Origin of the sequence: Planotetraspora silvatica, from assembly GCF_016863315.1 — a bacterium.
GTDB lineage: Bacteria > Actinomycetota > Actinomycetes > Streptosporangiales > Streptosporangiaceae > Planotetraspora > Planotetraspora silvatica.
Genome location: NZ_BOOQ01000002.1, coordinates 541,039 through 564,297 on the forward strand (window position 1 = coordinate 541,039; position 23,259 = coordinate 564,297).

Consider the following 23,259-nt stretch of genomic DNA (forward strand, 5'->3'; position numbering starts at 1 on the left):
GATGCGCCAGGACATCGGGGACGGAAGGGGAGACGGGATGCGCGACAAGCCGACCGGCGACGCGGCGTTGCTGCTGCTGGCCGACTCGCGGCTTCCCGCGGGCGGCCACGCCCACTCGGGCGGCGCCGAAGAAGCGGTGCGGCTCGGCACGATCACCGGCCCGGAGGACCTGGCGCGGTTCCTCCGTGGCCGGCTGGCCACCGCGGGGCTGGTCACCGCGGCACTGGCGGCCGCCGCCTGCGAGCTCGCCACCGCCACCGCGGACCACCCCGCCGGGCCGTACGGCCAAGCCGACGGCGACGGGAATCCACCGGACGCGGGAACGGGCGCGGGAACGGGCGCCGATCCGGCCCACCCCTGGCGGCGACTCGACGCCGAGGCCGACGCGAGGACCGCCTCACCCGCCCAGCGCGAGGCGAGCCGGGTCCAGGGACGGCTGCTCCTCCGCACCGCCCGCAGGATCTGGCCGTCGACCGTGCTCGACACGCTGGCGCGAGCCGTACCGGAAGGCGCACACCATCCCATCGCCCTGGGAGCGGCGGCCGCCTCGGCGGGCTGCGACCCCTACCAGGCGGCCATGGCGGCGGCGTACATCTCGGTGACGGGCCCGGCAACGGCCGCGGTGCGGCTGCTCGGGCTCGACCCGGTGACCGTGCACCGGCTGCTCGCCGACCTCGCCCCGGCACTGAACGACGCCGCCCACGCCGCCTGCGCGTCGCTCATCGACGACGTCGTGCCCAACGGCCCAGCCCAGAACGGCGCAATCCAGAACGGCGCAACCCACGACGGAATAGCACAGAACAGCGCAATCCAAAACGGCGCCCCGGCGAACGGCGCGGCCGCGAAGGCCCGGGGATCGGGATGGCCCGCTCTGCCCGGCCACACCGCCCCGGCGCTGGACCTGCTCGCCGAAGGCCATCTCAACAACCCGATGAAACTCTTCGTCTCCTGACGAGGTCATCTCCAGCCGAGAAACGACACCCCAGCCGCCATCAGATCGAAAGCCGAAGGACGGGCCACATATGGGCGCTCAGCACGACGACCTCCACGACGCGGCCGACCCGCACGGGCGCGCGCTGCGCCTCGGCATCGGCGGACCCGTCGGAAGCGGCAAGACCGCCCTGGTGGCGGCACTGTGCAGGAGTCTCGGCCCGTCGATGCGCCTGGGGGTGGTGACCAACGACATCTACACGACCGAGGACGCCGAGTTCCTCCGCCGTGCGGGTGTCCTCGACCCCGAGCGGATCCTCGCCGTGCAGACCGGCTGCTGCCCGCACACGGCGATCCGCGACGACATCGCCGCCAACCTCGACGCGGTGGAGACGCTGGAGGAGCGCTTCGGCCCCCTCGACCTCGTGATCGTCGAGAGCGGCGGCGACAACCTGACGGCGACCTTCAGCCGGGGCCTGGCCGACCGGCAGATCTTCGTGCTCGACGTCTCGGGCGGCGACAAGGTGCCCCGCAAGGGCGGCCCCGGCGTCACCATGGCCGACCTCCTGGTGGTCAACAAGACCGACCTCGCCCCGCTCGTCGGGGCCGACCTGACCGTGATGTCGCGCGACGCCGCGGCCGTGCGGGACGGCAGGCCGGTGTTGTTCACCTCTCTCAGGGAGGACCGCAGCGCCCACTCCGTCGCCGAATGGGTGACCAGCCTGGTGAACACCTGGAAGCACGCCAACGCCCACGACCACGAGCGCACGACCCCGACGACGGCCGCCTGAGCGCCATGACGACACCGCCCAGCAGCCCAGCGGCGTCTCGGGCGTCGGTGACGGCGCGAGCGGTCATCACGACGGAGGCGGCAGGGGGCCGGACACGTCTGGAGACGTTGCGGTCCGATCCGCCGCTGACGCTGCGCCAGACGGGTCCCGGCCTGGTGCATCTGGTCTCGACCGGGGCGGGCCCGCTCGGCGGAGACCGCCTGGAACTGGTGATCGACGTCGGCCCCGGCACCGATCTGGAGGTGCGTTCGGTGGCGTCAACGCTGGTGCTGCCCGGCTCCTCCCCCGGCGACTCGGTCATGATGGTCGACGCCCGCGTCGGCGCGGGCGCGTCGTTGCGCTTCTCGCCGGAGCCGACCGTGCTCGCCGCCGGGTGTTCGCACCGCATGGCCGTACGGCTCTCGCTCGCGGAGGACGCCACGGTCCTGTGGCGCGAGGAGATCGTCTTCGGACGGCACGGCGAACGGCCCGGCCGCTGCCGTACCAGGTTCGACGCCACCGTCGCCGGATGGCCGCTACTGCGGCAGGAGCTTCTCATCGGGGATCCGGCGGTCGACGCCAGCCCCGCCGTGTACGGCGACGCCCGATGCGTCGGCTCCACCCTCATCGCGGGCCCGGCGTGGGATGCCGAACGTGATCAGAAAGGGGAACGCCGGGCCACGATCGGCGACGGGTGGGCCACATTGCCCCTGGCGGGGCCGGGAGTGCTCGCCTCCGCCCTCGCCCAGGACACCGTGGAGTTGCGCGCCCGCCTCGAACGCGCCGAGAGCATGGCCGATGTCTACGCCACCTCATGGCAGGAGAAAACGGAGCTTGCCGTGCCGCAACGGACACCAGCGGTGGACGCCGGGCCGTAGCCTGGTGATCGTGTCGGAACCCACCCTGCCGGGCTACGGAATGCCGGGCCGGAGCACCCCCAGTCTGCTGCTCGCCATCGGTGTGATCGTCGCCGGCCTCGCGCTGGCCGTGACGGCGCTGCTGCCATGGGCGGGGGTGACGGCCCGGTTCAGCGTGCTGGACACCGAGGTCAACCACGTGGTGCGGGGCGTGGGCGACGGAGCGGGCTGGGCCGTCATGGTCGCCGGACTCGTGGCGATGCTGCTCGGAGTGCTCGGCGTCGTGCGGAGTTGGCTGTTCACCGGGTTCGCGATCCTGCCAGGCGCGGTGGCCGCGTTCTCCATGGCGATGTTCCTCATGGATCCCCAGGACCTGGCCGACCGGCTGAACTTCCGCGTCCCGGGGCTGATCGACGTGCATCCCACGATCGAGTACGGCTGGTTCGCGGGACTGCTCGCCTCGGTCGTGGTCGCCGTGCTGGCCGCCGCCTCCCTCATCCGCCGCCGCTGAACGCCGCGGCCCAGAGCCTGCCCCGGACGCAGCCGGCGCGGCGGGAACGAAGTCCCGCCGCGGAGGCGCGTCAGTCGTAGAAGCCCAGGCGGCGGAGTTGCTTGGGATCGCGCTGCCACTCCTTGGCGACCTTGATGCGCAGGTCCAGGTAGACGCGGCTGCCGAGGAGCGCCTCGATCTGCTGCCGAGCGCGGGTGCCGACGTCCTTCAGCCGGGCGCCGCCGGGGCCGATCACGATCGCCTTCTGCGACTGGCGCTCGACGTACATGAACGCGTAGATGTCCAGGAGGTCGTCGCGGCCCTCTCGCGGGCCCATCTCCTCCACCACGACCGCGATGGAGTGCGGCAACTCGTCGCGGACGCCCTCGAGCGCCGCCTCCCTGATCAGCTCCGCGACCAGGATCGCCTCCGGCTCGTCGGTCAGCTCTCCTCCGGCGTACAGCGGCGGGGACTCCGGCAGCCGGGCGATGAGCTGCTCGGCGAGCACGTCGAGCTGTTCCCCGCTCTCGGCCGACACCGGGACGATCTCCGCGAAGTCGGCCAGCTCCGAGACCGCCAGCAACTGGCGGGCGATCTGCTCGCGCGAGGCGAGGTCGCATTTGGTCACGACCGCGACCACCGGGGTCTTCTTCACGGCGGCGAGCTTCTCGGTGATGAACTTGTCGCCCTTGCCGATCGGCTCGTTGGCCGGCACGCAGAAGCCGATCACGTCGACCTCGGTCAGGGTGGACAACACGAGGCTGTCCAGCCGTTCGCCGAGAAGCGTGCGGGGCCGGTGGAAGCCGGGGGTGTCCACGATCACGAGCTGTGCCTCGGGCCGGTGCACGATGCCGCGGATGGCCCGCCGGGTCGTCTGCGGCTTCGACGAGGTGATGGCCACCTTGGTGCCGACGAGGGCGTTCATCAGGGTGGACTTGCCGACGTTCGGCCTGCCGACGAAGCAGGCGAACCCGGCGTGGAAGTCGTCAGGGAAGTCGCTGCGGAAATCGCTCACGTCAGACGTACCGGCCCTTCAGGGAACCGTCGGGACCGGCCAGGAAGAATGTGCCGCCGCCGAGGTCCCGCACGACCGACAGGTCCTGCTCCTCGGGGCCCTCCGCCTCGGAGACGAGCGCGGCGGCCTCCAGGGCCTTCGCCCCGCTCGACACCGCCATCGCGACCGCGACCTGGACAGCCGACAGCTGGAGCGAGGGCAGATCGACGCCGCTCGCGGCATACGTCCGCCCCGTCTCGTCACGCACCGCGGCTCCCTCGGCGGAGCCGTTACGGGCGCGAATCGAACGCGCCAGCGTGATGATCTTCGAATCCTCGGGGTCCAGCGTCTCTGTCACGGGTCAAGGCTACCGACCTCGCGGACCAGTGACCGGGCCAGTTCCTCCGTACGGCCGGCATCGGGCGCCGTCAGACCGGCGTGAACGAGGGCGACGAGAGTGTGCCGGACGTTGACGACGACCAGATGCATCTCGTACGGGTATCCCCCGACGCGGCCGGCCAGCCGGCGGGCCTCGACGTCGTCGCCGACGTCCTCGAGCGGGAACGGGGACGCCACGAGCCGGTCCCCCCGCCCCGCGCGGCCACTCTGGGCGGTGGCGCACTCGCCCATGGCCTCGCGCAACTCCTCGAAGTGGTCCTCGGCCTCGTCGCCCAGGTAGACCGCCAGACCGACGCCGGCCAGTTCCCCGATGCGGTCGCCCTCATAGGTGACCGTGGCCGTGCCGCCGAGCCCGTCCGAGGGCGGCTCGCCCGCCACGGCGTCGAAGAGCACGCGGCACGCCTTCTTCTTCGGCCGGAAGGGGGGTCGCCACCCGTCTCTGGCTCGATCGGAGAAGCCGGCCGGCAGGTCGTCCATGGTGCCGAGCGCGGCACGCAGCCGCACGGTCTCGGCCGTGGATCTCGCGCGTGCGTGGATCATGTCCTCGGTGCCGCACGCCCCCGTCATCGCGATCAGTCCGCATACGAGGGCCGCCTGGATGATCCGCATACCCGTCGTCTCCTCCGCCGACCCGTTCCTTCCCCGGACGGAAATCGACAACCACCAGGAGTGACGAGCGGCGATGTGCGACGACGTATGGGGCGCTCCCACCCGATCCGGCCGGGTGAGAGCCCCCACGAGCCCCCGAGCGAGGGTGCCGGTGCGCCGCGAACCCCTTCCGGCGCGCCGGGCTCCCCCCTCCGGCGTCCCGAACCCCTCCCGGACGCCTTGCAAGAACTGTGGCCCAGCCCACTTGCAGAACGCTTAACGGACGCTTGCCGCCCAAGCCACATGAGACACAAATCCGACAATCGGCGCGGATTAGTCTCGCTCAGCCGAGGCCCTGACGACGTCGTCGTCCCCCGCGGCGGGCTCGACCGGGCGGACGACCACGGTGCTGATGCGGTTGCGGCGCCCGGCCAGGGTCTCCGCCGTCAGGCGCAGCCCGCCGACCGTGGTCTCGGAGCCCGCGATGGGCACGCGTCCCAGCGCGTGCGCCAGCAGCCCGCCCACGGTGTCGACGTCCTCGACCTCGATCTCGGTGTCGAACAGCTCCGCCAGCTCGTCGATCGGCAGCCGCGCGGTCACCCGTACGGCGCCGCCGTCGAGCCACTCGACCCGGGGCGCCTCCTGGTCGTACTCGTCGGCGATCTCGCCCACGATCTCCTCGAGCACGTCCTCGATCGTGACCAGGCCGGCGGTGCCGCCGTACTCGTCGATCACGATCGCCAGGTGGATCTGCCGCGCCTGCATCTCGCGCAGCAGTTCGTCGATCGGCTTGCTGTCCGGCACGTAGGTGGCCGGGCGCATGAACCCGTCGATCCGGGCCCCCGAGTCACCGTTGTCCTGCATCCGCCTGACGATGTCCTTGAGATACGCGATGCCGACGACGTCGTCCTCGTTCTCACCGACCACGGGGATGCGGGAGAAGCCGCTGCGCAGGGCCAGCGAGAGCGCCTGGCTCAGGGTCTTGCCGCGCTCGATGAAGATGATGTCGGTGCGCGGCACCATGACCTCGCGCACGAGCGTGTCGCCCAGCTCGAACACCGAGTGGATCATTTCCCGCTCGTCGGGCTCGATCACCCTGCGCTGTTCGGCCAGATCGACCAGGTCGCGCAGCTCGGCCTCAGAGGTGAAGGGGCCCTCCCGGAACCCCCGGCCGGGCGTGAGCGCGTTGCCCAGCAGGATCAGCAGCTTCGGCAGCGGGCCGAAGATCCGGGTCAGGCCGTACACGATCGGGGCGCCGGCCAGCGCGACCGGCTCGGCGTGCTGCCGGCCGAGGGTGCGCGGGGAGACGCCGACGATGACGTAGCTCACCACGATCATGATGACGGCCGCCACCGCGTACGCCTGTCCCTGGTCGCCGAGCCAGTCGACGGTCAGCAGGGTGGCGATGACGGTGGCCACCAGCTCACAGCTCAAGCGAAGCAGGAGCAGGAGGTTGAGATAGCGCGGCGGGTCGGCGACGATCGCCCGGAGGCGCACCGCACCGCGGCGGCCCTCCTTGACGAACTCCTCAGCGCGCACCCTGGAGATGCGCGTGAGGGCCGTTTCCGCACTCGCCAGCAGGCCGCCGATCACGATCAGGATGACGGCCGAAATCAGCCAGCCGTTGTTCACGGCTTCCGCCGCACCTCCCGCCACGCCTCGAGCAGCTCGCCCTGAAGGCCGAACATCTCGGCGTGTTCCTCTGGTTCCGCATGGTCATAGCCCAGCAGGTGAAGGATGCCGTGGGTGCAGAGCATCTCCAGCTCGTCCTGGGCGCCGTGCCCGGCCTCCGCGGCCTGCTTGGCGGCGACCTGGGGGCAGAGCACCACGTCGCCGAGCAGCGCGGGGTCGGTGGAGGAGTCGTCCTCGCGGCCGCCGCCGGAATTGGGCCGCAGCTCGTCCATGGGGAAGGCCAGGACGTCGGTCGGCCCCGGCTCCCCCATCCACTGCTCGTGCAGGACGGCCATCGCCGCCTCGTCGATGATCAGGATCGACAGCTCGGCCAGTGGGTGGATGCCCATGCGGCCGAGCACGTGACCGGCCAGCTCGACGAGTGCCGACTCGTCGACCTCGACGCCGGACTCGTTGGCCACCTCGATGCTCACCGGATCTCCTTCGCGCGCGTGCTCGTCATCGTCTGCCCCTGGCTCGCTTGGCGATCTCACGGGGCTCGGACGCGACCGCCGCGTCATAGCGTCCGTAGGCGTCCACGATGTCGCCGACCAGCCGGTGACGCACCACGTCGGCGCTGGTCAGCCTGCTGAAGTGAATGTCCTCGATGCCCTCGAGGATGGTCTGCACGACCTTGAGGCCGCTCTCCTGTCCGCCGGGCAGGTCGATCTGCGTCACGTCACCCGTGACGACGATCTTGGAGTTGAACCCCAGGCGGGTCAGGAACATCTTCATCTGCTCAGGCGAGGTGTTCTGCGCCTCGTCGAGGATGATGAAGGCGTCGTTGAGGGTGCGCCCGCGCATGTAGGCCAGCGGCGCGACCTCGATCGTACCCGCGGCCATCAGACGCGGAATCGAGTCGGGGTCGAGCATGTCGTGGAGGGCGTCGTAGAGCGGCCGCAGGTACGGGTCGATCTTCTCGTAGAGCGTCCCCGGCAGGAACCCCAGCCGCTCGCCCGCCTCCACGGCGGGCCGGGTCAGGATGATCCTGTTCACATGCTTGTTCTGCAGGGCCTTCACGGCCTTGGCCATCGCCAGGTAGGTCTTGCCCGTGCCGGCGGGGCCGATGCCGAACACGACCGTGTGCTTGTCGATCGCGTCGACGTACCGCTTCTGGTTGACCGTCTTGGGACGGATCGTCCGGCCGCGAGAGGAGAGGATGTCGAGCGACAGCACCTCGGCCGGACGGTCGGTGGTCATCCGCAACATCGCGATGCTGCGCTCGACGGAATCGGGCGTCAGCACCGCGCCCGAGGTGACCAGCTCGACCAGCTCCTCGAACAGGCGCACGACGACGCCGCTCTCCTCGGGGCTGCCGGTGACGGTGATCTCGTTGCCGCGCACGTGGATGTCGGCGCGGAAGGCCTTTTCTATGACCCGCAGCAGCTCGTCGCGCGAGCCGAGGAGGCTGACCATCGGCTGCCCATCGGGGATGACCACCTTGGCCTGGGTTTTATGGAATTCCTGTGATTCGGACATGGGCGGCCCTACGGCCTGCTCGCCTCCCTAGTTTCCTACCGTCATGCTAGCCGCTCACCCCGGTGGCCACAGGAGACTCCTGCCCCCGAGGACGTGCGCGTGGACGTGGAAGACGGTCTGCCCGGCGCCGGGACCGGTGTTGAGGACCACGCGATATCCGGATTCGGCCACGCCTTCCTGCACGGCCACGGCGTGACACGCCTTGAGCAGATCGTCGGCCAGGCCGTCGTCGGCCTCCGCCAGCGCCGCCGCGTTCTCGTGGTGGGCCCTGGGGATCACCAGCACGTGCGTGGGCGCCTGCGGGTTGATGTCGCGGAACGCGAGCGCCCGATCGGTTTCCAGGACGATTTCCGCGGGGATCTCCTTGGCCGCTATGTTGCAGAACAGGCAGTCGGTCACGAGCGAAAGAGTAGCCGTTGCCAATCAGTGATGCCGTGGAAAGATCCCCGTAGATAGTCTGTGTGTGCGACACTGCACCGAAAAAACACCCCTAGTGTCGGGCGAGGACACCACTGGGTCATGCCCCCTAATGATTCGGAAGAACGTAAACTTCCCGGGAGTGACGAGCGTCCTACTGACGTGACCACCGAAACCCTCGTGGCCGACAGGTCGCTGGGGGCGGTGCCCGTCGGGTGGGATGCCGACATGGCCGTGACGGCGCTTTACAGCGCCCATTATCGGTCATTGGTGCGTCTCGCGGTGTTACTGGTCCGTGATGTGGCCAGTGCGGAAGAAGTCGTGCAGGACGCCTTCGTCGCCATCCATGGCGCGTGGCGGCGGCTTCGTGACACCGACAAGGCACTCGCCTACCTCCGCCAGTCGGTCGTCAACCGATCACGATCCGTGCTGCGCCATCGTGCCGTCGTCGAGAGATACGCGCCCAAGGGCCTTCCCGACGCGCCGAGCGCGGAGAACGGCGCGATCGGAGAGTTGGAGCGCACTGCGGTGATCGAGGCACTCCGTGGTCTGCCCACCAGGCAGCGGGAGGCGCTCGTGCTGCGCTACTACGGCGACCTGTCCGAGGCTGAGATCGCCAACGCGATGGGAATCAGCAAGGGCGCGGTGAAGAGTCACACGGCCCGCGGCATGGCCGCACTACGGATGGCACTGGAGCAGTTCTCATGACCTTCCCCGACGACGACTTCGAGGAGTTGCTCCGCGCTTCCATGCGCGCGGAGGCGGACTCCATCGTGCCGTCTCCCGAGGGACTGAACATCATCCGCGGCCGGATCGAGAAGCGCGGCCTGCGGGGGACGTTTTGGTGGCGAGCGGGAGTCTCCGTAGCCGGAGCCGTCCTCGTGGCCGGCACGGTCGTCATGCTGGTCCCCGACCTGCGCACCCAGGTGAGCCAGAGCACGGGCATCTCGGTCGCGGGAGCAGACGGCTCCGAGCTTCCCGACACCTCCTCGACGGGACGTCCCCCCGCCGGAACGGTTCCCACCCCCGTGATCTCCCCCAGCGGGACGCCGCACTCTCAGGTGACGCCGACTCCCTCGCACAAGCCGACCACGAGCCTGCGGCCGCCGCCTCCCAAGGCGACGGTCTGCGCCACGCACCCGCCCGGCAAGATTGCTCCGTCTCCGTCGTGCCCTCCGGAGAAGGAGACGCCGTCTCCTCCGGTGACCACGTCCGCGACACCGAGCCCGACCCCGACGCCGACGGTCACCCCCACGCCCACGCCGACACCCACCCCGACGGAGACGGCCACGCTCGACGCGGGCGACGAGGTCGCGGTGGCCTCCTGACCTCGCCCGTCTGAGGCCTCCGTCACCAGCGCCCGCAGCGGGACAGCAGCACCGCCGCGGCGGCGACCCCCGCCGTCGAGGTCCGCAACACCGTCGGCCCCAGCAGGGCCGGTACGGCTCCCGCCTGCGCGAACCTGTCGAGTTCTTCGCCGGCGATGCCGCCCTCGGGGCCGACCACGATCACGATGTCGCCCTTCTCGGGGAGCGTGACGCCGGACAGCGAGGCCGTGGCCTCCTCATGCAGGACGATCCCGAGGGCCGCCTGCGAGATCAGCTGTGCGACCTGGCCGGTCGTGGCCTGCTCCGTCACCTCGGGGAGGTGGAAACGGCGGGCCTGCTTACCCGCCTCGCGGGCGGTGCTCCGCCAGCGGGCCGTCCCCTTGGCCGCCCGGTCGCCCTTCCACTGGGTCACGCAGCGGGCGGCCGACCAGGGCACGATGACGTCCACGCCCGCCTCGGTCATCATCTCGACCGACAGCTCACCCCGGTCGCCCTTCGGCAGGCCCTGGACCACGACCAGGCGAGGCGCCGGCGCCTCGACGCGGTGGCGCCCGACCACCTCGGCGGTGAGCGAATCCTTGCCCACCTCGACGACCACGCACTCGGCGAGAAGGCCGGCGCCGTCGGTGAGGTCGATCCGCTCGCCCGCGCGCATCCGGCGGACGGCGGCCGCGTGCCGTCCCTCCGCGCCGTCGAGCACGACACGGTCCGCCTCGAGGTCGGCGGCGTCGGCCAGGAAGACGGGAACGCTCATGCGCCGCTCACAACGGACCTCAGCGGCCGTTGAAGGCGTCTCGCAGCCGGGAGAAGAAGCCCTGCTGCCCGGGCGTGAACTTGCCCGGGGGCCGCTCCTCGCCCCGCAACTTCGACAACTCCTTGAGCAACTCCTCCTGCTGGGGATCGAGCTTGGTGGGGGTCTCCACGGTGACGTGGATCAGCAGGTCGCCGCGGCCCGTCTCGTTGAGACGCTGCACGCCCCTGCCGTACAGGGGGATGACCTGGCCCGCCTGCGTGCCGGGCCGTACGTCGATGTCCTCGGCGCCGTCGAGGGTCTCGACGGTGAGCGACGTGCCGAGGGCGGCGGCCGTCATCGGGATCTGGACCGTGCAGTGGAGATCGTCGCCGCGCCGCTCGAAGATCTGGTGCGGACGCTCGACGATCTCCAGGAAGAGGTCGCCGGCAGGGCCGCCACCGGGGCCGACCTCGCCCTCGCCCGCGAGCTGGATGTGGGTGCCGTCCTCGACACCGGCGGGGATGCGCACCTTGATGGTCCGGCGGGTGCGGACCCGGCCCTCGCCGGAGCACTCCATGCACGGGTGGCGGATCACGCTTCCGAAGCCGCCGCACTGCGGGCACGGGCGCGAGGTCATGACCTGGCCGAGGAACGACCGGGTGACCTGCGAGACCTCTCCGCGGCCGTGGCACATGTCACAGGTGTCCGGATGGGTGCCCGCCGCCGCGCCGGACCCCTGGCAGACCTCGCACAACACGGCCGTGTCGACCACCAGCTCACGCGTGGTGCCGAACCCCGATTCCGCGAGGTCGAGCTCGACCCGGATCGTCGCGTTGCGCCCGCGCCTGGCGCGTGATCGCGGCCCTCGCGAGGCCCCCGAGGACCCGAAGAAGGCGTCCATGATGTCGCTGAACGGGAACCCGGCTCCGAAGCCGCCCGCCCCGGCGCCCGCGCCGCTGCTGAACGGGTCGCCGCCGAGGTCGTACATCTGGCGCTTGCTCGTGTCCGAGAGCACCTCGTACGCCTGGGTGACCTCCTTGAACCGCTCCTGGGTCTCCGGATCCGGATTCACATCAGGGTGCAGCGCCCGGGCGAGACGGCGGTACGCCTTCTTGATCTCTTCCTGGCTGGCGTCACGGCGTACCCCGAGGGTCGCGTAGTAGTCCTGGGCCACTTATGACCCCGCCAGGATCTGGCCCACGTAGCGCGCCACGGCGCGCACCGCACCCATCGTCACGGGATAGTCCATTCGAGTCGGGCCCAGCACTCCGAGCCGGGCCAGTTCCTTGTCGCCCGAACCGTATCCCGCGGCCACGATAGAGGTGCCGCGAAGTCCGGTGTACGGGTTCTCCGAGCCGATCCGGACGGTCAGCTCGGACAGTCCGCCTGTCTCTCCGAGGAGACGCATCAGGACGACCTGTTCCTCCAGCGCCTCCAGCACGTCGCGCAGGCCGACGCTGAAGTCGGCCGCCGCGAGGTTGGCGGTCCCGGCGAAGACGAGTTTCTCCTCGTGCCGCTCGACGAGCGTCTCGAGGAGCACGGACAGGATGGTCGCCGCCACCGACCTGTCCTCCTGCGGAAGCCGTTCCGGCAGCTCGGCGACGGTCTCCGGGACGTTGGACAGGCCGCAGCCGTCGAGGCACGTGTTGAGGACGGCCCGCAGATTCGCGATCCGGTCCTCCGCAACGTCCTCGACCAGATCGATCACGCGCTGCTCGACCCGGCCGGTGTTGGTGATCAGCACGAGCATGACCCGTCGCTCGCCGACGGGCACGATCTCCACGTGCCGGACCGTCGACCGGGTCAGCGACGGATACTGCACCACCGCGACCTGACGGGTGAGCTGGGCGAGCAGGCGGACCGTCCGCATGACGATCTCGTCGAGGTCGACCGCTCCCGCGAGGAACGTCTCGATCGCCCGGCGTTCGGCGCCCGAGAGCGGTTTCACCTGTGAGAGACGGTCGACGAACAGGCGGTATCCCTTGTCGGTCGGCACCCTGCCCGCGCTCGTGTGAGGCTGGTGGATGTACCCCTGCTCCTCGAGCGCGGCCATGTCGTTGCGGATCGTCGCAGGTGAGACGCCGAGATTGTGCCTGTCGGCAAGGGCCTTGGAGCCCACCGGCTCGTTGGTGGACACGTAGTCCTCGACGATGGCACGCAGCACGGCCAGCTTGCGGTCGTCGAGCAAAGTGTCACCTCCCTGTGCGGGGAACACGCGCTCTGGCACTCTGTGTTCCCGAGTGCCAAGTGTACGGCTACCGCCCACGGGGTGCGATAACACAGACGATGCCGCGGACAAACCATCCACGAATCACTCTCAAGTCACATAACAGGAATACCCCTCCGCAGAAGGTCCGAGCCCGATCCCCCGCGCCCTCTCGCCGGACTCTCGTCAGGACCCGCGATCCCGTGATCAGCAGCCCGACCTCACGCCGCGCCTGTCCGTGATTTGCTAGCGTTCCCGGCATGTACGGGCAGGACGTGCTTTCCGGAGACTGGCGGCGCCCCAAGCGGGGGCAGATCCCCAAGGTCCCGGCCGAACCGGACCTCGTGGTCGAGGACGCGGAAGGCCGCTTCTGCGGCGCCGTGGTGGCCTGCGACAAGGAGGCCGTCACCCTGGAGGACCGGTTCGGGCGACGGCGGGTCTTCCCCCTCGTGCCCGCCGGGTTCCTCCTGGACGGCAAGCCCGTGACCCTGGTGCGGCCGGCCGCCGCGCCGCAGGGCGCCAAGCGGAGCGCCTCGGGCTCCGTCGCGGTGGAGGGCCTGCGCGCCCGGGTGGCGAGGGAGAGCCGGATCTACGTGGAGGGCGTGCACGACGCCTCCCTCGTGGAGAAGATCTGGGGCCACGACCTGCGCGTGGAAGGTGTGGTGGTCGAGTTCCTCGAAGGCGTCGACGATCTGCCGGCCATCGTGGCGGAGTTCGCCCCCGAGCCGGGCAGGCGCCTCGGGGTGCTGGTCGACCATCTCGTCCCGGGCTCCAAGGAGAGCAGGATCGCGGCCCAGGTGACCGGGGACCACGTGCTGATCGTGGGACACCCGTACGTGGACATCTGGCAGGCGGTCAAGCCGTCGGCGCTCGGTATCGCCGGGTGGCCGGACGTCCCTCGCGGGATCCCGTGGAAGGAGGGCGTGATCGCCGCTCTCGGCTGGCGGATGGACCCTCAGGAGGCGTGGCGGCACATCCTCGGCCGGGTCGAGACGTTCGCCGACCTCGAGCCCGAACTCCTCGGCCGCGTCGAAGAACTGATCGACTTCGTCACCGCCCAATCCCCCGCGTGATCATGCACACCTTCGGCGCGAGGCCACCCGACCAGCTCAAACCTCCGTCGTGATCATGCACACCTTCGGCGCCAGGCCGTCCGACCTGCGGGAACATCAACCGTGATCATGCACGAAACCGCTACGGCGTCAGATCACGCACCAGAGCGTCGGCGAGCAGCCGCCCGCGCAGGGTGAGCACGGCCCGTCCCCGCTTGAACGGCTCGACCTCGAGCAGGCCGTCCCCCAGCGCCCTGGCGCACACCGTACGCGCCTGAGTGGGCAGGTCGGACAGCGGGAACCCGGAGACGAGGCGGAGCTCCAGCATGATCCGCTCGACGGCCCGGTCCTCGGCGGTCAGTTCCTCCCTGGCGTGCCCGGGCGAGGCGCCCGACGCCAGGCGGGACGCGTAGGCCGCCGGATGCTTGACGTTCCACCACCGGGTGCCCCCGACATGGCTGTGCGCCCCCGGGCCGACGCCCCACCAGTCCCCGCCGGTCCAATAGAGCAGGTTGTGGCGGCAGCGCGCCTCGTCGGCGGCCGCCCAGTTGGAGACCTCGTACCACTCGAGGCCCGCGGCCGAGAGCATCTCCTCGGCGATGAGGTACCGGTCGGCGGCGACGTCGTCGTCCGGCATCGGCAGCTCACCACGGCGGATGCGCGCGGCGAGCCGGGTGCCGTCCTCGACGATCAGCGAGTAGGCCGACACGTGGTCGGGCCCGGCGGCGAGGGCGGCCGCCAGCGAGTCGCGCCAGTCGTCGTCGGTCTCCCCCGGGGTGCTGTAGATCAGATCCAGGTTGACGTGCTCGAAACCGGCCTTCCTCGCCTCCTGTACGGCCTGCTCGGGCCGGCCTCGGCTGTGCCTGCGGTCGAGCACCTTGAGCACGTGCTCGCTGGCGCTCTGCATGCCGAAGCTCATCCGGTTGAAGCCGCCCTCCCGCAACGCCTCCAGGTAGGCCTGGTCGACGGATTCGGGATTGGCCTCGGTGGTCACCTCCGCGCCCGGCGCCAGGCCGAACTCGTCGTCGATCGCGCCGAGCACCCGCACCAGGTCGGCCGCGGGCAGCAGGGTCGGCGTGCCGCCCCCGAAGAACACGGTCTCCACGGGCAGGGCGGCCGTTCCGAGCACACGCCGCGCCAGCCGTACCTCTTCGATCGCCGTGGCGGCGTAGTCCCGCTGCGACGCCCCCGGGCCCAGCTCGGCGGCGGTGTAGGTGTTGAAGTCGCAGTAGCCGCACCGCGTGGCACAGAACGGGACATGCACATAAAAACCGAACGGGCGTGAACCAAGCCCGTCGAGCGCGGTCTGCGGCAGGTCGCCGGACGCGGGAACGGGATCACCGTCGAGAAGGGCGGAAGGCACACCCCCAGTCTGCCGCCAGTCCCCCTGTGCCATCGACGCCGTGCCATTGACGGCCCGATCACCCCGGTCTACGATCGGCGACAATTTACAAGAAAGTTTCCTAATAGTTGTCCCAACGACAGCAGGAGACACAGCGTGCGCCGATTCCTGAAACACCTCCTCGTCGCGGCGGTCGCCGTCGGCCTCGCGGCCGTCGCCGTGCCCCCCGCGGCCCAGGCCCAGACAGGCAAGAACGACCGCTTCAAGCGCGTGGCCTACTTCATCCAGTGGGGCATATACGCGCGGAACTACCACGTCAAGGACCTCGAGACCAGCGGCGCCGCCGCCAAGCTCACCCACATCAACTACGCGTTCGGGTTCGTGGGCCCCGAGGGCACGTGCTACTCCGCCGATCCGTGGGCCGACTGGCAGCGCGGCGTACCCGCCGAGGAGAGCGTGGACGGCGTGGCCGACGCCGACGCCCAGCCGCTCAAGGGCAACCTCAACCAGCTGAAGAAGCTCAAGGCCGAGCACCCCGGCCTGAAGGTGCTCATCTCGCTCGGCGGCTGGACCGGCTCGAAGTACTTCTCCGACGCCGTCCTCACCCCCGCGGCGCGGTCCACGCTGGCGGCGTCCTGCGTCGACCTGTGGCTGAAGGGCAACCTGCCCGGACTGCCCGCGGGCGCGGGCGCGGGCGTCTTCGACGGCATCGACCTCGACTGGGAGTGGCCCGGCTCCTCCGGCAACGACGGCAACGTCATCCGCCCGGAGGACAAGCGGAACTTCACGCTGTTCCTCACCGAACTGCGCCGCCAGATGAAGGCGGCCGACCGGAAGTCGGAGCTCACCGCCTTCCTCCCCGCGGCGGCCGCCAAGATCGACGCCGGCTTCGAGGTCAAGAAGGTCTTCAGCCAGCTCGACTTCGCCACCGTCCAGGGGTACGACCTGCACGGCCCGTGGGAGCCCCAGACCGGCCACAACGGCAACCTGTTCACCGACCGGCGCGACCCCAACCCCGTGCGCTACAGCGTCGACCAGACGGTCCGCGACTACATCAGCCGCGGAGCACCCGCCCAGAAGATCGTCGTGGGGGTCCCCGCGTACGGCCAGGGCTGGACGGGCGTGAAGTCCACGGGCAACGGCCTCTACGCCCCGGCCACCGGACCCGCTCCGGGCACCTGGGCCCCCGGCAGTGACGACTACAAGAACCTCGTCGCCAAGCCGGGCAAGCGCTACCGCGACCTGCTCACCGGAACGCTCTGGCTCTACGACGGCAACGAGTTCTGGTCCTACGACGACCCGGCCGTGATGGTGGAGAAGGCCGCCTACATCAGGCTCAAGGGCCTCGGCGGATCCATGTTGTGGTCCATCGACCAGGACGACGCCAAGGCGTCACTCACCTCGGCGCTGTACTCCGTACTGCGCTGATCCCCGAACCCACCTGTGGGGGTGGGCCCGCCCGCCGCAGCACGGGCGGGCGGCATGAGGGGGGGCTGGAGCCCCTGGGTCGGGCTCCGGTCCCCCTCGTGATCCACAACGGTCAGCTCTTCAGCACTCTTTCCGCGATCGCGTCCCATTTCTCGCCGTGGCCGGGGTAGGCGAGGATCTTGCGCATCAGGTCCCTGTCCCCGTGATACGCGGCGAACGCCTCACGGATCGTCGCGCCGTTCCGCGGCCGGACCAGCACCTCGATCTCGTCGCCCGCGCCCAGCTCACCCTGTTCGACGACCCGGAAGTACGCGCCCGGGCGGGCGGCCTGGGTGAAGCGCCTGACCCAGCCGGACTCCCCCATCCATCCGCGGAACGTCACGCAGGGGATCCGGGGCGCCGTCACCTCGAGGAGGGCGGTCCCGATCCGCCACCGCTCCCCGATGAGCGCCTCCGTCACGTCGGCTCCCGACGTGGTGAGGTTCTCCCCGAACGCCCCGTCGCCGAGCTCCCTGCCCAGCCGCGCCTGCCACCAGTCGTGGTCCTCCCGCGCGTACGCGTAGACCGCCTGGTCACGATGGCCGTGGTGGACGAGGTCGGCCCGCTCGTCCCCCGCCAGGCCGTTTTCGTGTACGGCGACGCGCCCCTCGGCCGCTCTCTTGTCGATGGCGGTCCGGCGAAGCTTCCCTGCCCACTCGGCGGCTACGGCATGGCCCACGTTCACCGAAAGGATGCGCATGAGCCGACGCTAATGAATCCGCATCACCGCGGGCATCCGGTTTTCCGGGGGCACGTCGAGGATCCACCCGGGGGGTGGAGAACTGGATCTCCACCCGTGGTCCGATCCTCTCGCCGCCCGGTTTGCCTAATTTCAGGTCCATGAACGAACAGCTCGCCATCCTCCTGGCCCTCGCCGTCCTCGCCCTGTCGATCTACCGCCAGATGCGCACCCGCCCCGTCGGGGAAGGCCGCGCCCTCGTCCTGCCGCTCGTCCTCATAGCCCTGGGCGCGGCCCAGGGCCACCTCGTCGACGGCGACCACGCCGCCCTGAGCATCTGGCTGCTCGCCGGAGAACTGGTCGTCGGAGTCGTGCTCGGCCTCGTGCGGGCCTACACCATGCGGATCTGGCGCGATGAGAGCGGCAGGCTCTGGCGCAGGGGCACGCCCTGGACGATCGCCGCGTGGATCGTCGCGATCGCCACCCGCGCCGGGTTCGTCGCCGCCGGAATCTCGGCAGGCGTGGCCCTGGAGACCGGAAGCATCCTGATCTTCTTCGGCCTCTCGCTGGTCGTCCAGGCCGTGGCGGTCGTCGCACGGGCGCGCTCGACCGCCCCGCCCGCGGCCGCTACCGTCAAGGCGTGAACAGGGAGCGGACCATCAGGCTCGCCATACGAATCGCAGTAGTGGTGGTGTTCCTGATCGCCCTGCTGCAGTCCGACCCGGGGCCACGGCTCTCCGGCGCGAGCCTGGCGAACTCCCTGCTGTCCGTCTGCTTCGTCGCGGCGGCCTTCCTCGCCCTCCAACGGCACGACCGGATGACAGCCCGCGCGATCGTCGCGTCGTACGGGATGGTCGCCAGCGCGCTCCTGCTCCACCTCCTGCGGCCGGAAGGCCCCGCGATCTCCGCCGTCTTCGTCGCGATCGGCGTCATCGCGTTGCGGCTGCCGCTCGCCTTCTCCCTGCCCGCCGCCGTCACGGCCCTGGCCGGACTGGCGGTGGGCACGCTCGAAGAGGGAAAGGGCCTGTCGTGGGACGTGATCGCCATCGGCGGAGTGATCTACCTGCTCGCCTATGTCCGGCGGACCACCCTTGCCGCGCGGGCGGCGGAGGACCGCGAGGCGGTCCTTGCGGAGCGGGCGCGCATCGCACGGGACATCCACGATATCCTCGCCCACTCCCTCTCCGCCCAGATCGTCCACCTCGAAGGTGCCCGGCTCCTGCTGCGGGCGGACAGGTCGGACGAGGCGCTGGAGCGGGTCGAGCTCGCGAGGGACATGGCCAAACAGGGCCTGGAGGAGACCCGCAGGGCGATCACCGCGCTGCGGGAGGACATGCCGCCGCTCGTCGACGCCGTCTCCACGCTCACCGGGGAGTTCGAGACCGCCACCGGTGTGGGCTGCGAGCTCACGATGGCCGGCGACAGGCGCCGCCTCGATCCGGAGGCCGAGCTCGCGATCATCCGTACCACCCAGGAGGCCCTGACCAACGTGCGACGGCACGCTCCGGGGGTGGCGCCCGGCGTCCGGCTGATCTTCGGTCCCGAGACGTGCTCACTCGAGGTGACGAACGAACTGGCCGCCTCGCCGGGGACGCCCGGCAGCGGCTACGGCCTCGTGGGCATGCGCGAACGGGCCGAACTGCTCGGAGGGCACCTGGAGGCGGGCGAGCGCGACGGCGTCTTCCGCGTACGGCTGGAGGTGCCCGCGTGACCCGCGTGACCCGTGTGCTGGTCGCCGACGACCAGACGGTCGTCCGCGAGGGACTCGTCCTGCTTCTCGGCCTGATCCCCGGCGTCGAGGTCGTCGGGGCGGCGGCCGACGGCGAGGAGGCGGTCCGTCTGGCCGGTGAGCGTCGCCCGGACGTCGTGCTCATGGACCTGCGCATGCCCCGGATGGACGGCGTCGAGGCCACCCGGCGGATCCGCGAGGGCTACCCGGCCGTCCAGGTGGTGGTCCTCACGACGTACGCGGACGATCAGTCGGTGTTCTCCGCGCTGCGGGCCGGCGCGCGAGGTTTCCTCACCAAGAGCGCGAACGCGGAGGAGATCGCCCAGGCCGTCACCGTCGTGCACGAGGGAGACGCACAACTCGACCCCTCGGTCCAGCGCCGCCTGCTGGAGAGCATGACGGCCAAGGAGCCGCAGCGGAGCAGGACCGCCGGCCTCACCTCGCGGGAGGAGGACGTGCTCAGGCTGATCGCCCGGGGCCGGACGAACGCCGAGATCGCCCGTGAGCTGTTCATCAGCGAGGCCACGGTCAAGACGCACATCAACAACCTGTTCGCCAAGGCCGGTCTCCGCGACCGCGCCCAGGCGGTGCGGTACGCCTACGAGCACGGCCTCGCGGAGCCGCCCGACGATCCGGGACCCCGCTGACGCGCTACTTCTTGGCCTTGTCGGCCGCGGCGCCCGAGTCGGTGGACAGCGCCGCGACGAAGGCCTCCTGGGGCACCTCGACCCGGCCGACCATCTTCATGCGCTTCTTGCCCTCCTTCTGCTTCTCCAGCAGCTTGCGCTTACGGCTGATGTCGCCGCCGTAGCACTTGGCGAGGACGTCCTTGCGCATGGCCCGGATGTTCTCCCTGGCGATCACCCGGGCGCCGATGGCGGCCTGGATGGGCACCTCGAACTGCTGCCGGGGAATGAGGTCCTTCAGCTTCTTGGCCATCTCGACCCCGTAGGCGTAGGACTTCTCCCGGTGGACGATGGCGCTGAAGGCGTCGACGGGCTCGCCCTGCAGGAGGATGTCGACCTTCACCAGATCCGCGTCCTGCTCGCCCGACGGCTCGTAGTCGAGCGAGGCGTAGCCGCGCGTCTTCGACTTGAGCTGGTCGAAGAAGTCGAAGATGATCTCACCGAGCGGCAGGGTGTAGCGGATCTCGACCCGGTCCTCCGAGAGATACTCCATGCCCATGAGGTTGCCCCGGCGGCCCTGGCACAGCTCCATGATGGCGCCGATGAACTCGGAGGGCGCCAGCACCGTGGCCTTCACCATCGGCTCGTGGATCTCGGCGATCTTGCCGCCCGGGAACTCGGACGGGTTGGTGACCACGAGCTCCTTGCCGTCCTCCATCACCACGCGGTAGATGACGTTGGGCGAGGTGGAGATGAGCGAGAGGTTGAACTCCCGCTCCAGCCGCTCCCGGACGATCTCCATGTGGAGCAGGCCGAGGAAGCCGCAGCGGAAGCCGAATCCCAGCGCCGCCGACGTCTCCGGCTCGTAGACCAGCGCGGCGTCGTTCAGCCGGAGCTTGTCGAGGGCCTCGCGGAGCTCGGGGTAGTCGTCGCCGTCGATCGGATAAAGGCCCGAGTAGACCATCGGCTTCGGGTGGTCGTAGCCGCCGAGCGCGTCGGTGGCGGGCTTCACCGCGCTGGTGACCGTGTCGCCGACGCGCGACTGGCGCACGTCCTTCACACCGGTGATCAGGTAGCCGACCTCGCCGACGCCGAGGCCCTTGTCGGACGGCACGGCCTCCGGCGAGATCACGCCGATCTCGAGGAGCTCGTGCTGAGCCTCGGTGGACATCATGAGCACCCGCTCGCGCTTGGACAGGTGCCCGTCGATGACGCGGACGTAGGTCACGACGCCGCGGTAGGTGTCGTAGACCGAGTCGAAGATCAGCGCGCGGGCGGACCGGTCGGGGTCGCCGACGGGCGCGGGAACGTGCTCGACGACATGGTCGAGCAGTTCCTTGACGCCCACGCCGGTCTTCCCCGACACCCGCATGACGTCGCCCGGGTCGCAGCCGATGAGCCCGGCGATCTCCTCGGCGTACTTGTCCGGCTGCGCGGCGGGCAGGTCGATCTTGTTGAGCACCGGGATGATGTGCAGGTCGGCGTTCATGGCCAGGTAGAGGTTGGCCAGCGTCTGCGCCTCGATGCCCTGCGCCGCGTCGACGAGCAGGATCGCGCCCTCGCACGCCTCGAGCGACCGCGACACCTCGTAGGTGAAGTCGACGTGGCCGGGCGTGTCGATCATGTTGAGGACGTGGCCGTCCCAGGGGAGCCGCACGGCCTGCGACTTGATCGTGATGCCGCGCTCGCGCTCGATGTCCATCCGGTCGAGGTACTGCGCACGCATCGACCTGTCGTCGACCACACCGGTGAGCTGGAGCATCCGGTCGGCGAGGGTCGACTTGCCATGGTCGATGTGCGCGATGATGCAGAAATTGCGGATCAACGCGGGGTCGGTCTGGCCAGGCTGGGTGCGCACCGAAGTCCGTTTCAACAAGGTAGGTGTGTGCCCGATCGGCCGAACCGCCTCGCCTCACGCTCAGCGCGCTCTCCGGTCGGGGCTGGCGGAGCAGCCACCCTCCATGGTGGCATGTCCGGATGCTTGCCTTGACCATCAGACGGACCATCAGGCACGTTCTCCGCTGGGCGATGATCGTCCTGGCCGTGGCGCTGGCCCTGGGGCTGATCGCGGCGGGCGCGCTGAGGCTCCAATTCGCCGGCTCTCCGGCGGCCTGGGCCAGGACGACGGGACACGACGCGCTGTGGATGGGGCACGCCTGGGTGGACGGCAGGAAGACGGCCGCCGACGTGGACGCGCTGGCCGTCCGGTTACGCCAGAGCGGGATCCGGGATGTATACGTGCACAGCGGCCCGTTCGACGCCGACGGCGCGCTCCCTGCCGACAAGTACCCCAACGCGGCGAACTTCCTCAAGTGGTGGCGGGAGAAGCTCCCCGGAGTCCGGGTGTCCGCCTGGCTCGGCCAGGTCGTGGACGGCGGAGTCCAAGGCGGCCTCGACCTCGCCGATCCGGCGACCCGGACGAGGATCGTCGCGGGGGCGAAGGCGCTGTCCGATCTCGGGTTCGACGGCGTCCACTACGACTTCGAGCCCGTGCCGGACGGCGACCGGCCCTTCCTGGACGTGCTGACCGGAACGCGGCAGGCGATCGGCTCCAAGCTCCTGTCGGTGGCCACACAGCAGATCGAGCCGCTGCCCGGCATGCGGTTCCCCCTCCGCCTCATCGTCGGCCACGACAAGTACTGGACGCCCGGCTACTTCCGGCAGGTCGCGGATCTCACCGACCAGGTCGCCATCATGACCTACGACTCCTGGACCCCCCTGCCGTCGCTCTACGGCGGCCATGTCGTACGGCAGGCGAAGCTGGCCATGGGCCTGGTGCCCGAGGACAAGACCATCCTCATCGGCGCCCCGGCCTACCACGACCACCTCGTCGGCCTGAGCGACTTCGCCGAGAGTGTCGAGGCGGCCGCCGACGGCGCCCGGCTCGCCCTCACGGATGAGGGCCCCCGGTCCAACCTCGGCCTCGCCCTCTATGTGGACTTCGCGGCCACCGAGGAGGACTGGAAGGAGTACGAGACGGCCTGGGTCCGACCCGGGTAAACACCGTTCACCCGGAATCGCGGTTCCGGCTTCGGCCCCTGCCCGGCTGACGCAGGGTAGGATCCAGACACAGGCCCCTGCTCATGCGCGATTTGAGCGGTGAGCCGGACTGTTGGTAATCTGATTCATCTGCGTGTGGCGCGCCCTCTCTCGAGCCCGCGCGCCCCATCCGACCAAGACTTACCGAGGCTTCTTCGTGGCGAACATCAAGTCCCAGATCAAGCGCAACAAGCAGAACGAGAAGGCCCGGCTGCGCAACAAGGCCGTCAAGTCGTCTCTGAAGACGGCGGTCCGCAAGTTCCGCGAGACCGCCGACCAGGGCGACGTCGAGGCGACGGTCGCGGCTCTCCATGCCGCTTCCCGCCAGCTCGACAAGGCCGTCAGCAAGGGCGTCATCCACAAGAACCAGGCCGCCAACCGCAAGTCGGCGATCGCCAAGCGCGCCGCCGCTCTGCAGGCCGCCAAGTAGCAGTCCCATAGCGGACGTCCACGCCGCATCCCG

The 23,259-nt window shown here is 70.2% G+C and carries 26 protein-coding genes; 13 read left to right on the forward strand and 13 right to left on the reverse strand.

The window, feature by feature from the left end:
• Position 1 precedes the first annotated feature (1 nt).
• The 4 genes from Psi02_RS02770 to Psi02_RS02785 all read left to right on the forward strand — a co-directional run bounded on the left by Psi02_RS02770 (position 2) and on the right by Psi02_RS02785 (position 3,068).
• Positions 2-952 carry an urease accessory protein UreF gene (locus tag Psi02_RS02770; protein WP_239094549.1) on the forward strand — a complete coding sequence of 317 codons (951 nt, stop codon included), beginning with the start codon at positions 2-4 and terminating at the stop codon, positions 950-952.
• A 70-nt stretch (positions 953-1,022) separates the two neighbouring features.
• Positions 1,023-1,721, forward strand: a complete 699-nt coding sequence (gene ureG / locus Psi02_RS02775) for an urease accessory protein UreG (protein WP_203971400.1) — start codon at positions 1,023-1,025, stop codon at positions 1,719-1,721.
• A 5-nt stretch (positions 1,722-1,726) separates the two neighbouring features.
• Positions 1,727-2,578 carry an urease accessory protein UreD gene (locus Psi02_RS02780; protein WP_203971402.1) on the forward strand — a complete coding sequence of 284 codons (852 nt, stop codon included), beginning with the start codon at positions 1,727-1,729 and terminating at the stop codon, positions 2,576-2,578.
• A 10-nt stretch (positions 2,579-2,588) separates the two neighbouring features.
• Positions 2,589-3,068 carry a hypothetical protein gene (locus Psi02_RS02785; RefSeq protein ID WP_203971404.1) on the forward strand — a complete coding sequence of 160 codons (480 nt, stop codon included), beginning with the start codon at positions 2,589-2,591 and terminating at the stop codon, positions 3,066-3,068.
• A gap of 70 nt (positions 3,069-3,138) precedes the next feature.
• Here Psi02_RS02785 and era read toward each other — a convergent pair whose 3' ends face one another.
• From era to Psi02_RS02820, 7 genes are all read right to left on the reverse strand, one after another.
• Positions 3,139-4,062, reverse strand: coding sequence for a GTPase Era (gene era, locus Psi02_RS02790; RefSeq protein WP_203971406.1), 924 nt, complete (start codon positions 4,060-4,062; stop codon positions 3,139-3,141).
• A gap of 1 nt (position 4,063) precedes the next feature.
• Positions 4,064-4,399, reverse strand: coding sequence for a cytidine deaminase-like protein (locus Psi02_RS02795; protein ID WP_203971408.1), 336 nt, complete (start codon positions 4,397-4,399; stop codon positions 4,064-4,066).
• The gene (locus tag Psi02_RS02800) at positions 4,396-5,049 is read right to left on the reverse strand and encodes a hypothetical protein (RefSeq protein ID WP_203971410.1); all 654 of its coding nucleotides are present in this window, start codon (positions 5,047-5,049) and stop codon (positions 4,396-4,398) included. The genes Psi02_RS02795 and Psi02_RS02800 overlap by 4 nt, the downstream gene beginning before the upstream one ends.
• Positions 5,050-5,361: 312 nt before the next feature.
• Positions 5,362-6,660 carry a hemolysin family protein gene (locus Psi02_RS02805; protein WP_203971412.1) on the reverse strand — a complete coding sequence of 433 codons (1,299 nt, stop codon included), beginning with the start codon at positions 6,658-6,660 and terminating at the stop codon, positions 5,362-5,364.
• Positions 6,657-7,133, reverse strand: a complete 477-nt coding sequence (gene ybeY / locus Psi02_RS02810; protein ID WP_203951206.1) for an rRNA maturation RNase YbeY — start codon at positions 7,131-7,133, stop codon at positions 6,657-6,659. The genes Psi02_RS02805 and ybeY overlap by 4 nt, the downstream gene beginning before the upstream one ends.
• Before the next feature lie 25 nt (positions 7,134-7,158).
• On the reverse strand, positions 7,159-8,178 hold the full coding sequence (locus tag Psi02_RS02815; protein ID WP_203971414.1) for a PhoH family protein: 1,020 nt from the start codon (positions 8,176-8,178) through the stop codon (positions 7,159-7,161).
• Positions 8,179-8,232: 54 nt separating this feature from the next.
• Positions 8,233-8,577 (reverse strand): histidine triad nucleotide-binding protein, encoded by a 345-nt coding sequence (locus Psi02_RS02820; RefSeq protein WP_203971416.1) that lies wholly within the window; start codon positions 8,575-8,577, stop codon positions 8,233-8,235.
• 246 nt (positions 8,578-8,823) lie between these two features.
• Here Psi02_RS02820 and Psi02_RS02825 point away from each other — a divergent pair, with 246 nt between their 5' ends.
• Both Psi02_RS02825 and Psi02_RS02830 read left to right on the forward strand, forming a co-directional pair.
• Positions 8,824-9,303: a SigE family RNA polymerase sigma factor gene (locus Psi02_RS02825; protein ID WP_203882703.1), complete on the forward strand. Its 480-nt coding sequence runs from the start codon at positions 8,824-8,826 to the stop codon at positions 9,301-9,303.
• On the forward strand, positions 9,300-9,923 hold the full coding sequence (locus Psi02_RS02830; RefSeq protein ID WP_203971418.1) for a hypothetical protein: 624 nt from the start codon (positions 9,300-9,302) through the stop codon (positions 9,921-9,923). The genes Psi02_RS02825 and Psi02_RS02830 overlap by 4 nt, the downstream gene beginning before the upstream one ends.
• A gap of 22 nt (positions 9,924-9,945) precedes the next feature.
• Here Psi02_RS02830 and Psi02_RS02835 read toward each other — a convergent pair whose 3' ends face one another.
• Genes Psi02_RS02835 through hrcA form a run of 3 tightly spaced genes read right to left on the reverse strand, consistent with a single transcriptional unit; the run spans position 9,946 to position 12,844 of the window.
• Positions 9,946-10,677, reverse strand: a complete 732-nt coding sequence (locus tag Psi02_RS02835; RefSeq protein WP_203971420.1) for a 16S rRNA (uracil(1498)-N(3))-methyltransferase — start codon at positions 10,675-10,677, stop codon at positions 9,946-9,948.
• Between the two features lie 19 nt (positions 10,678-10,696).
• Entirely contained in the window at positions 10,697-11,830 is a 1,134-nt protein-coding gene (gene dnaJ, locus Psi02_RS02840; RefSeq protein WP_203971422.1) for a molecular chaperone DnaJ, read from the reverse strand.
• Positions 11,831-12,844: a heat-inducible transcriptional repressor HrcA gene (hrcA, locus tag Psi02_RS02845; protein WP_203951296.1), complete on the reverse strand. Its 1,014-nt coding sequence runs from the start codon at positions 12,842-12,844 to the stop codon at positions 11,831-11,833.
• A 278-nt stretch (positions 12,845-13,122) separates the two neighbouring features.
• Between hrcA and Psi02_RS02850 the strand changes: the two genes are divergently transcribed.
• On the forward strand, positions 13,123-13,935 hold the full coding sequence (locus Psi02_RS02850) for a DUF3097 domain-containing protein (protein ID WP_203971424.1): 813 nt from the start codon (positions 13,123-13,125) through the stop codon (positions 13,933-13,935).
• A gap of 121 nt (positions 13,936-14,056) precedes the next feature.
• Here the strand turns inward: Psi02_RS02850 and hemW are convergent, their stop codons facing one another.
• The gene (hemW, locus tag Psi02_RS02855; protein WP_203971426.1) at positions 14,057-15,277 is read right to left on the reverse strand and encodes a radical SAM family heme chaperone HemW; all 1,221 of its coding nucleotides are present in this window, start codon (positions 15,275-15,277) and stop codon (positions 14,057-14,059) included.
• A gap of 135 nt (positions 15,278-15,412) precedes the next feature.
• Between hemW and Psi02_RS02860 the strand changes: the two genes are divergently transcribed.
• Positions 15,413-16,684, forward strand: a complete 1,272-nt coding sequence (locus tag Psi02_RS02860; RefSeq protein WP_203971428.1) for a glycoside hydrolase family 18 protein — start codon at positions 15,413-15,415, stop codon at positions 16,682-16,684.
• A 112-nt stretch (positions 16,685-16,796) separates the two neighbouring features.
• Here Psi02_RS02860 and Psi02_RS02865 read toward each other — a convergent pair whose 3' ends face one another.
• Positions 16,797-17,423 (reverse strand): MOSC domain-containing protein, encoded by a 627-nt coding sequence (locus Psi02_RS02865; protein WP_203971430.1) that lies wholly within the window; start codon positions 17,421-17,423, stop codon positions 16,797-16,799.
• A 140-nt stretch (positions 17,424-17,563) separates the two neighbouring features.
• Here Psi02_RS02865 and Psi02_RS02870 point away from each other — a divergent pair, with 140 nt between their 5' ends.
• From Psi02_RS02870 to Psi02_RS02880, 3 genes are read left to right on the forward strand one after another with little or no spacing between them, the layout of a single operon-like run.
• Positions 17,564-18,046, forward strand: a complete 483-nt coding sequence (locus Psi02_RS02870; protein ID WP_203971432.1) for a hypothetical protein — start codon at positions 17,564-17,566, stop codon at positions 18,044-18,046.
• Positions 18,043-19,113 (forward strand): sensor histidine kinase, encoded by a 1,071-nt coding sequence (locus tag Psi02_RS02875; RefSeq protein WP_203971434.1) that lies wholly within the window; start codon positions 18,043-18,045, stop codon positions 19,111-19,113. Before Psi02_RS02870 ends, Psi02_RS02875 begins: the two co-directional genes overlap by 4 nt.
• Entirely contained in the window at positions 19,110-19,778 is a 669-nt protein-coding gene (locus Psi02_RS02880; RefSeq protein ID WP_203971436.1) for a response regulator transcription factor, read from the forward strand. Before Psi02_RS02875 ends, Psi02_RS02880 begins: the two co-directional genes overlap by 4 nt.
• Before the next feature lie 4 nt (positions 19,779-19,782).
• On the opposite strand, the gene lepA is transcribed toward Psi02_RS02880, so the two are convergent.
• Positions 19,783-21,615 (reverse strand): translation elongation factor 4, encoded by a 1,833-nt coding sequence (lepA, locus tag Psi02_RS02885; protein WP_203951219.1) that lies wholly within the window; start codon positions 21,613-21,615, stop codon positions 19,783-19,785.
• Between the two features lie 128 nt (positions 21,616-21,743).
• Here lepA and Psi02_RS02890 point away from each other — a divergent pair, with 128 nt between their 5' ends.
• Both Psi02_RS02890 and rpsT read left to right on the forward strand, forming a co-directional pair.
• Positions 21,744-22,757 (forward strand): glycoside hydrolase family 18 protein, encoded by a 1,014-nt coding sequence (locus tag Psi02_RS02890; protein ID WP_239094550.1) that lies wholly within the window; start codon positions 21,744-21,746, stop codon positions 22,755-22,757.
• Positions 22,758-22,953: 196 nt separating this feature from the next.
• Positions 22,954-23,226 carry a 30S ribosomal protein S20 gene (rpsT, locus tag Psi02_RS02895; protein ID WP_203951221.1) on the forward strand — a complete coding sequence of 91 codons (273 nt, stop codon included), beginning with the start codon at positions 22,954-22,956 and terminating at the stop codon, positions 23,224-23,226.
• The last annotated feature ends 33 nt before the right edge of the window (positions 23,227-23,259 follow it).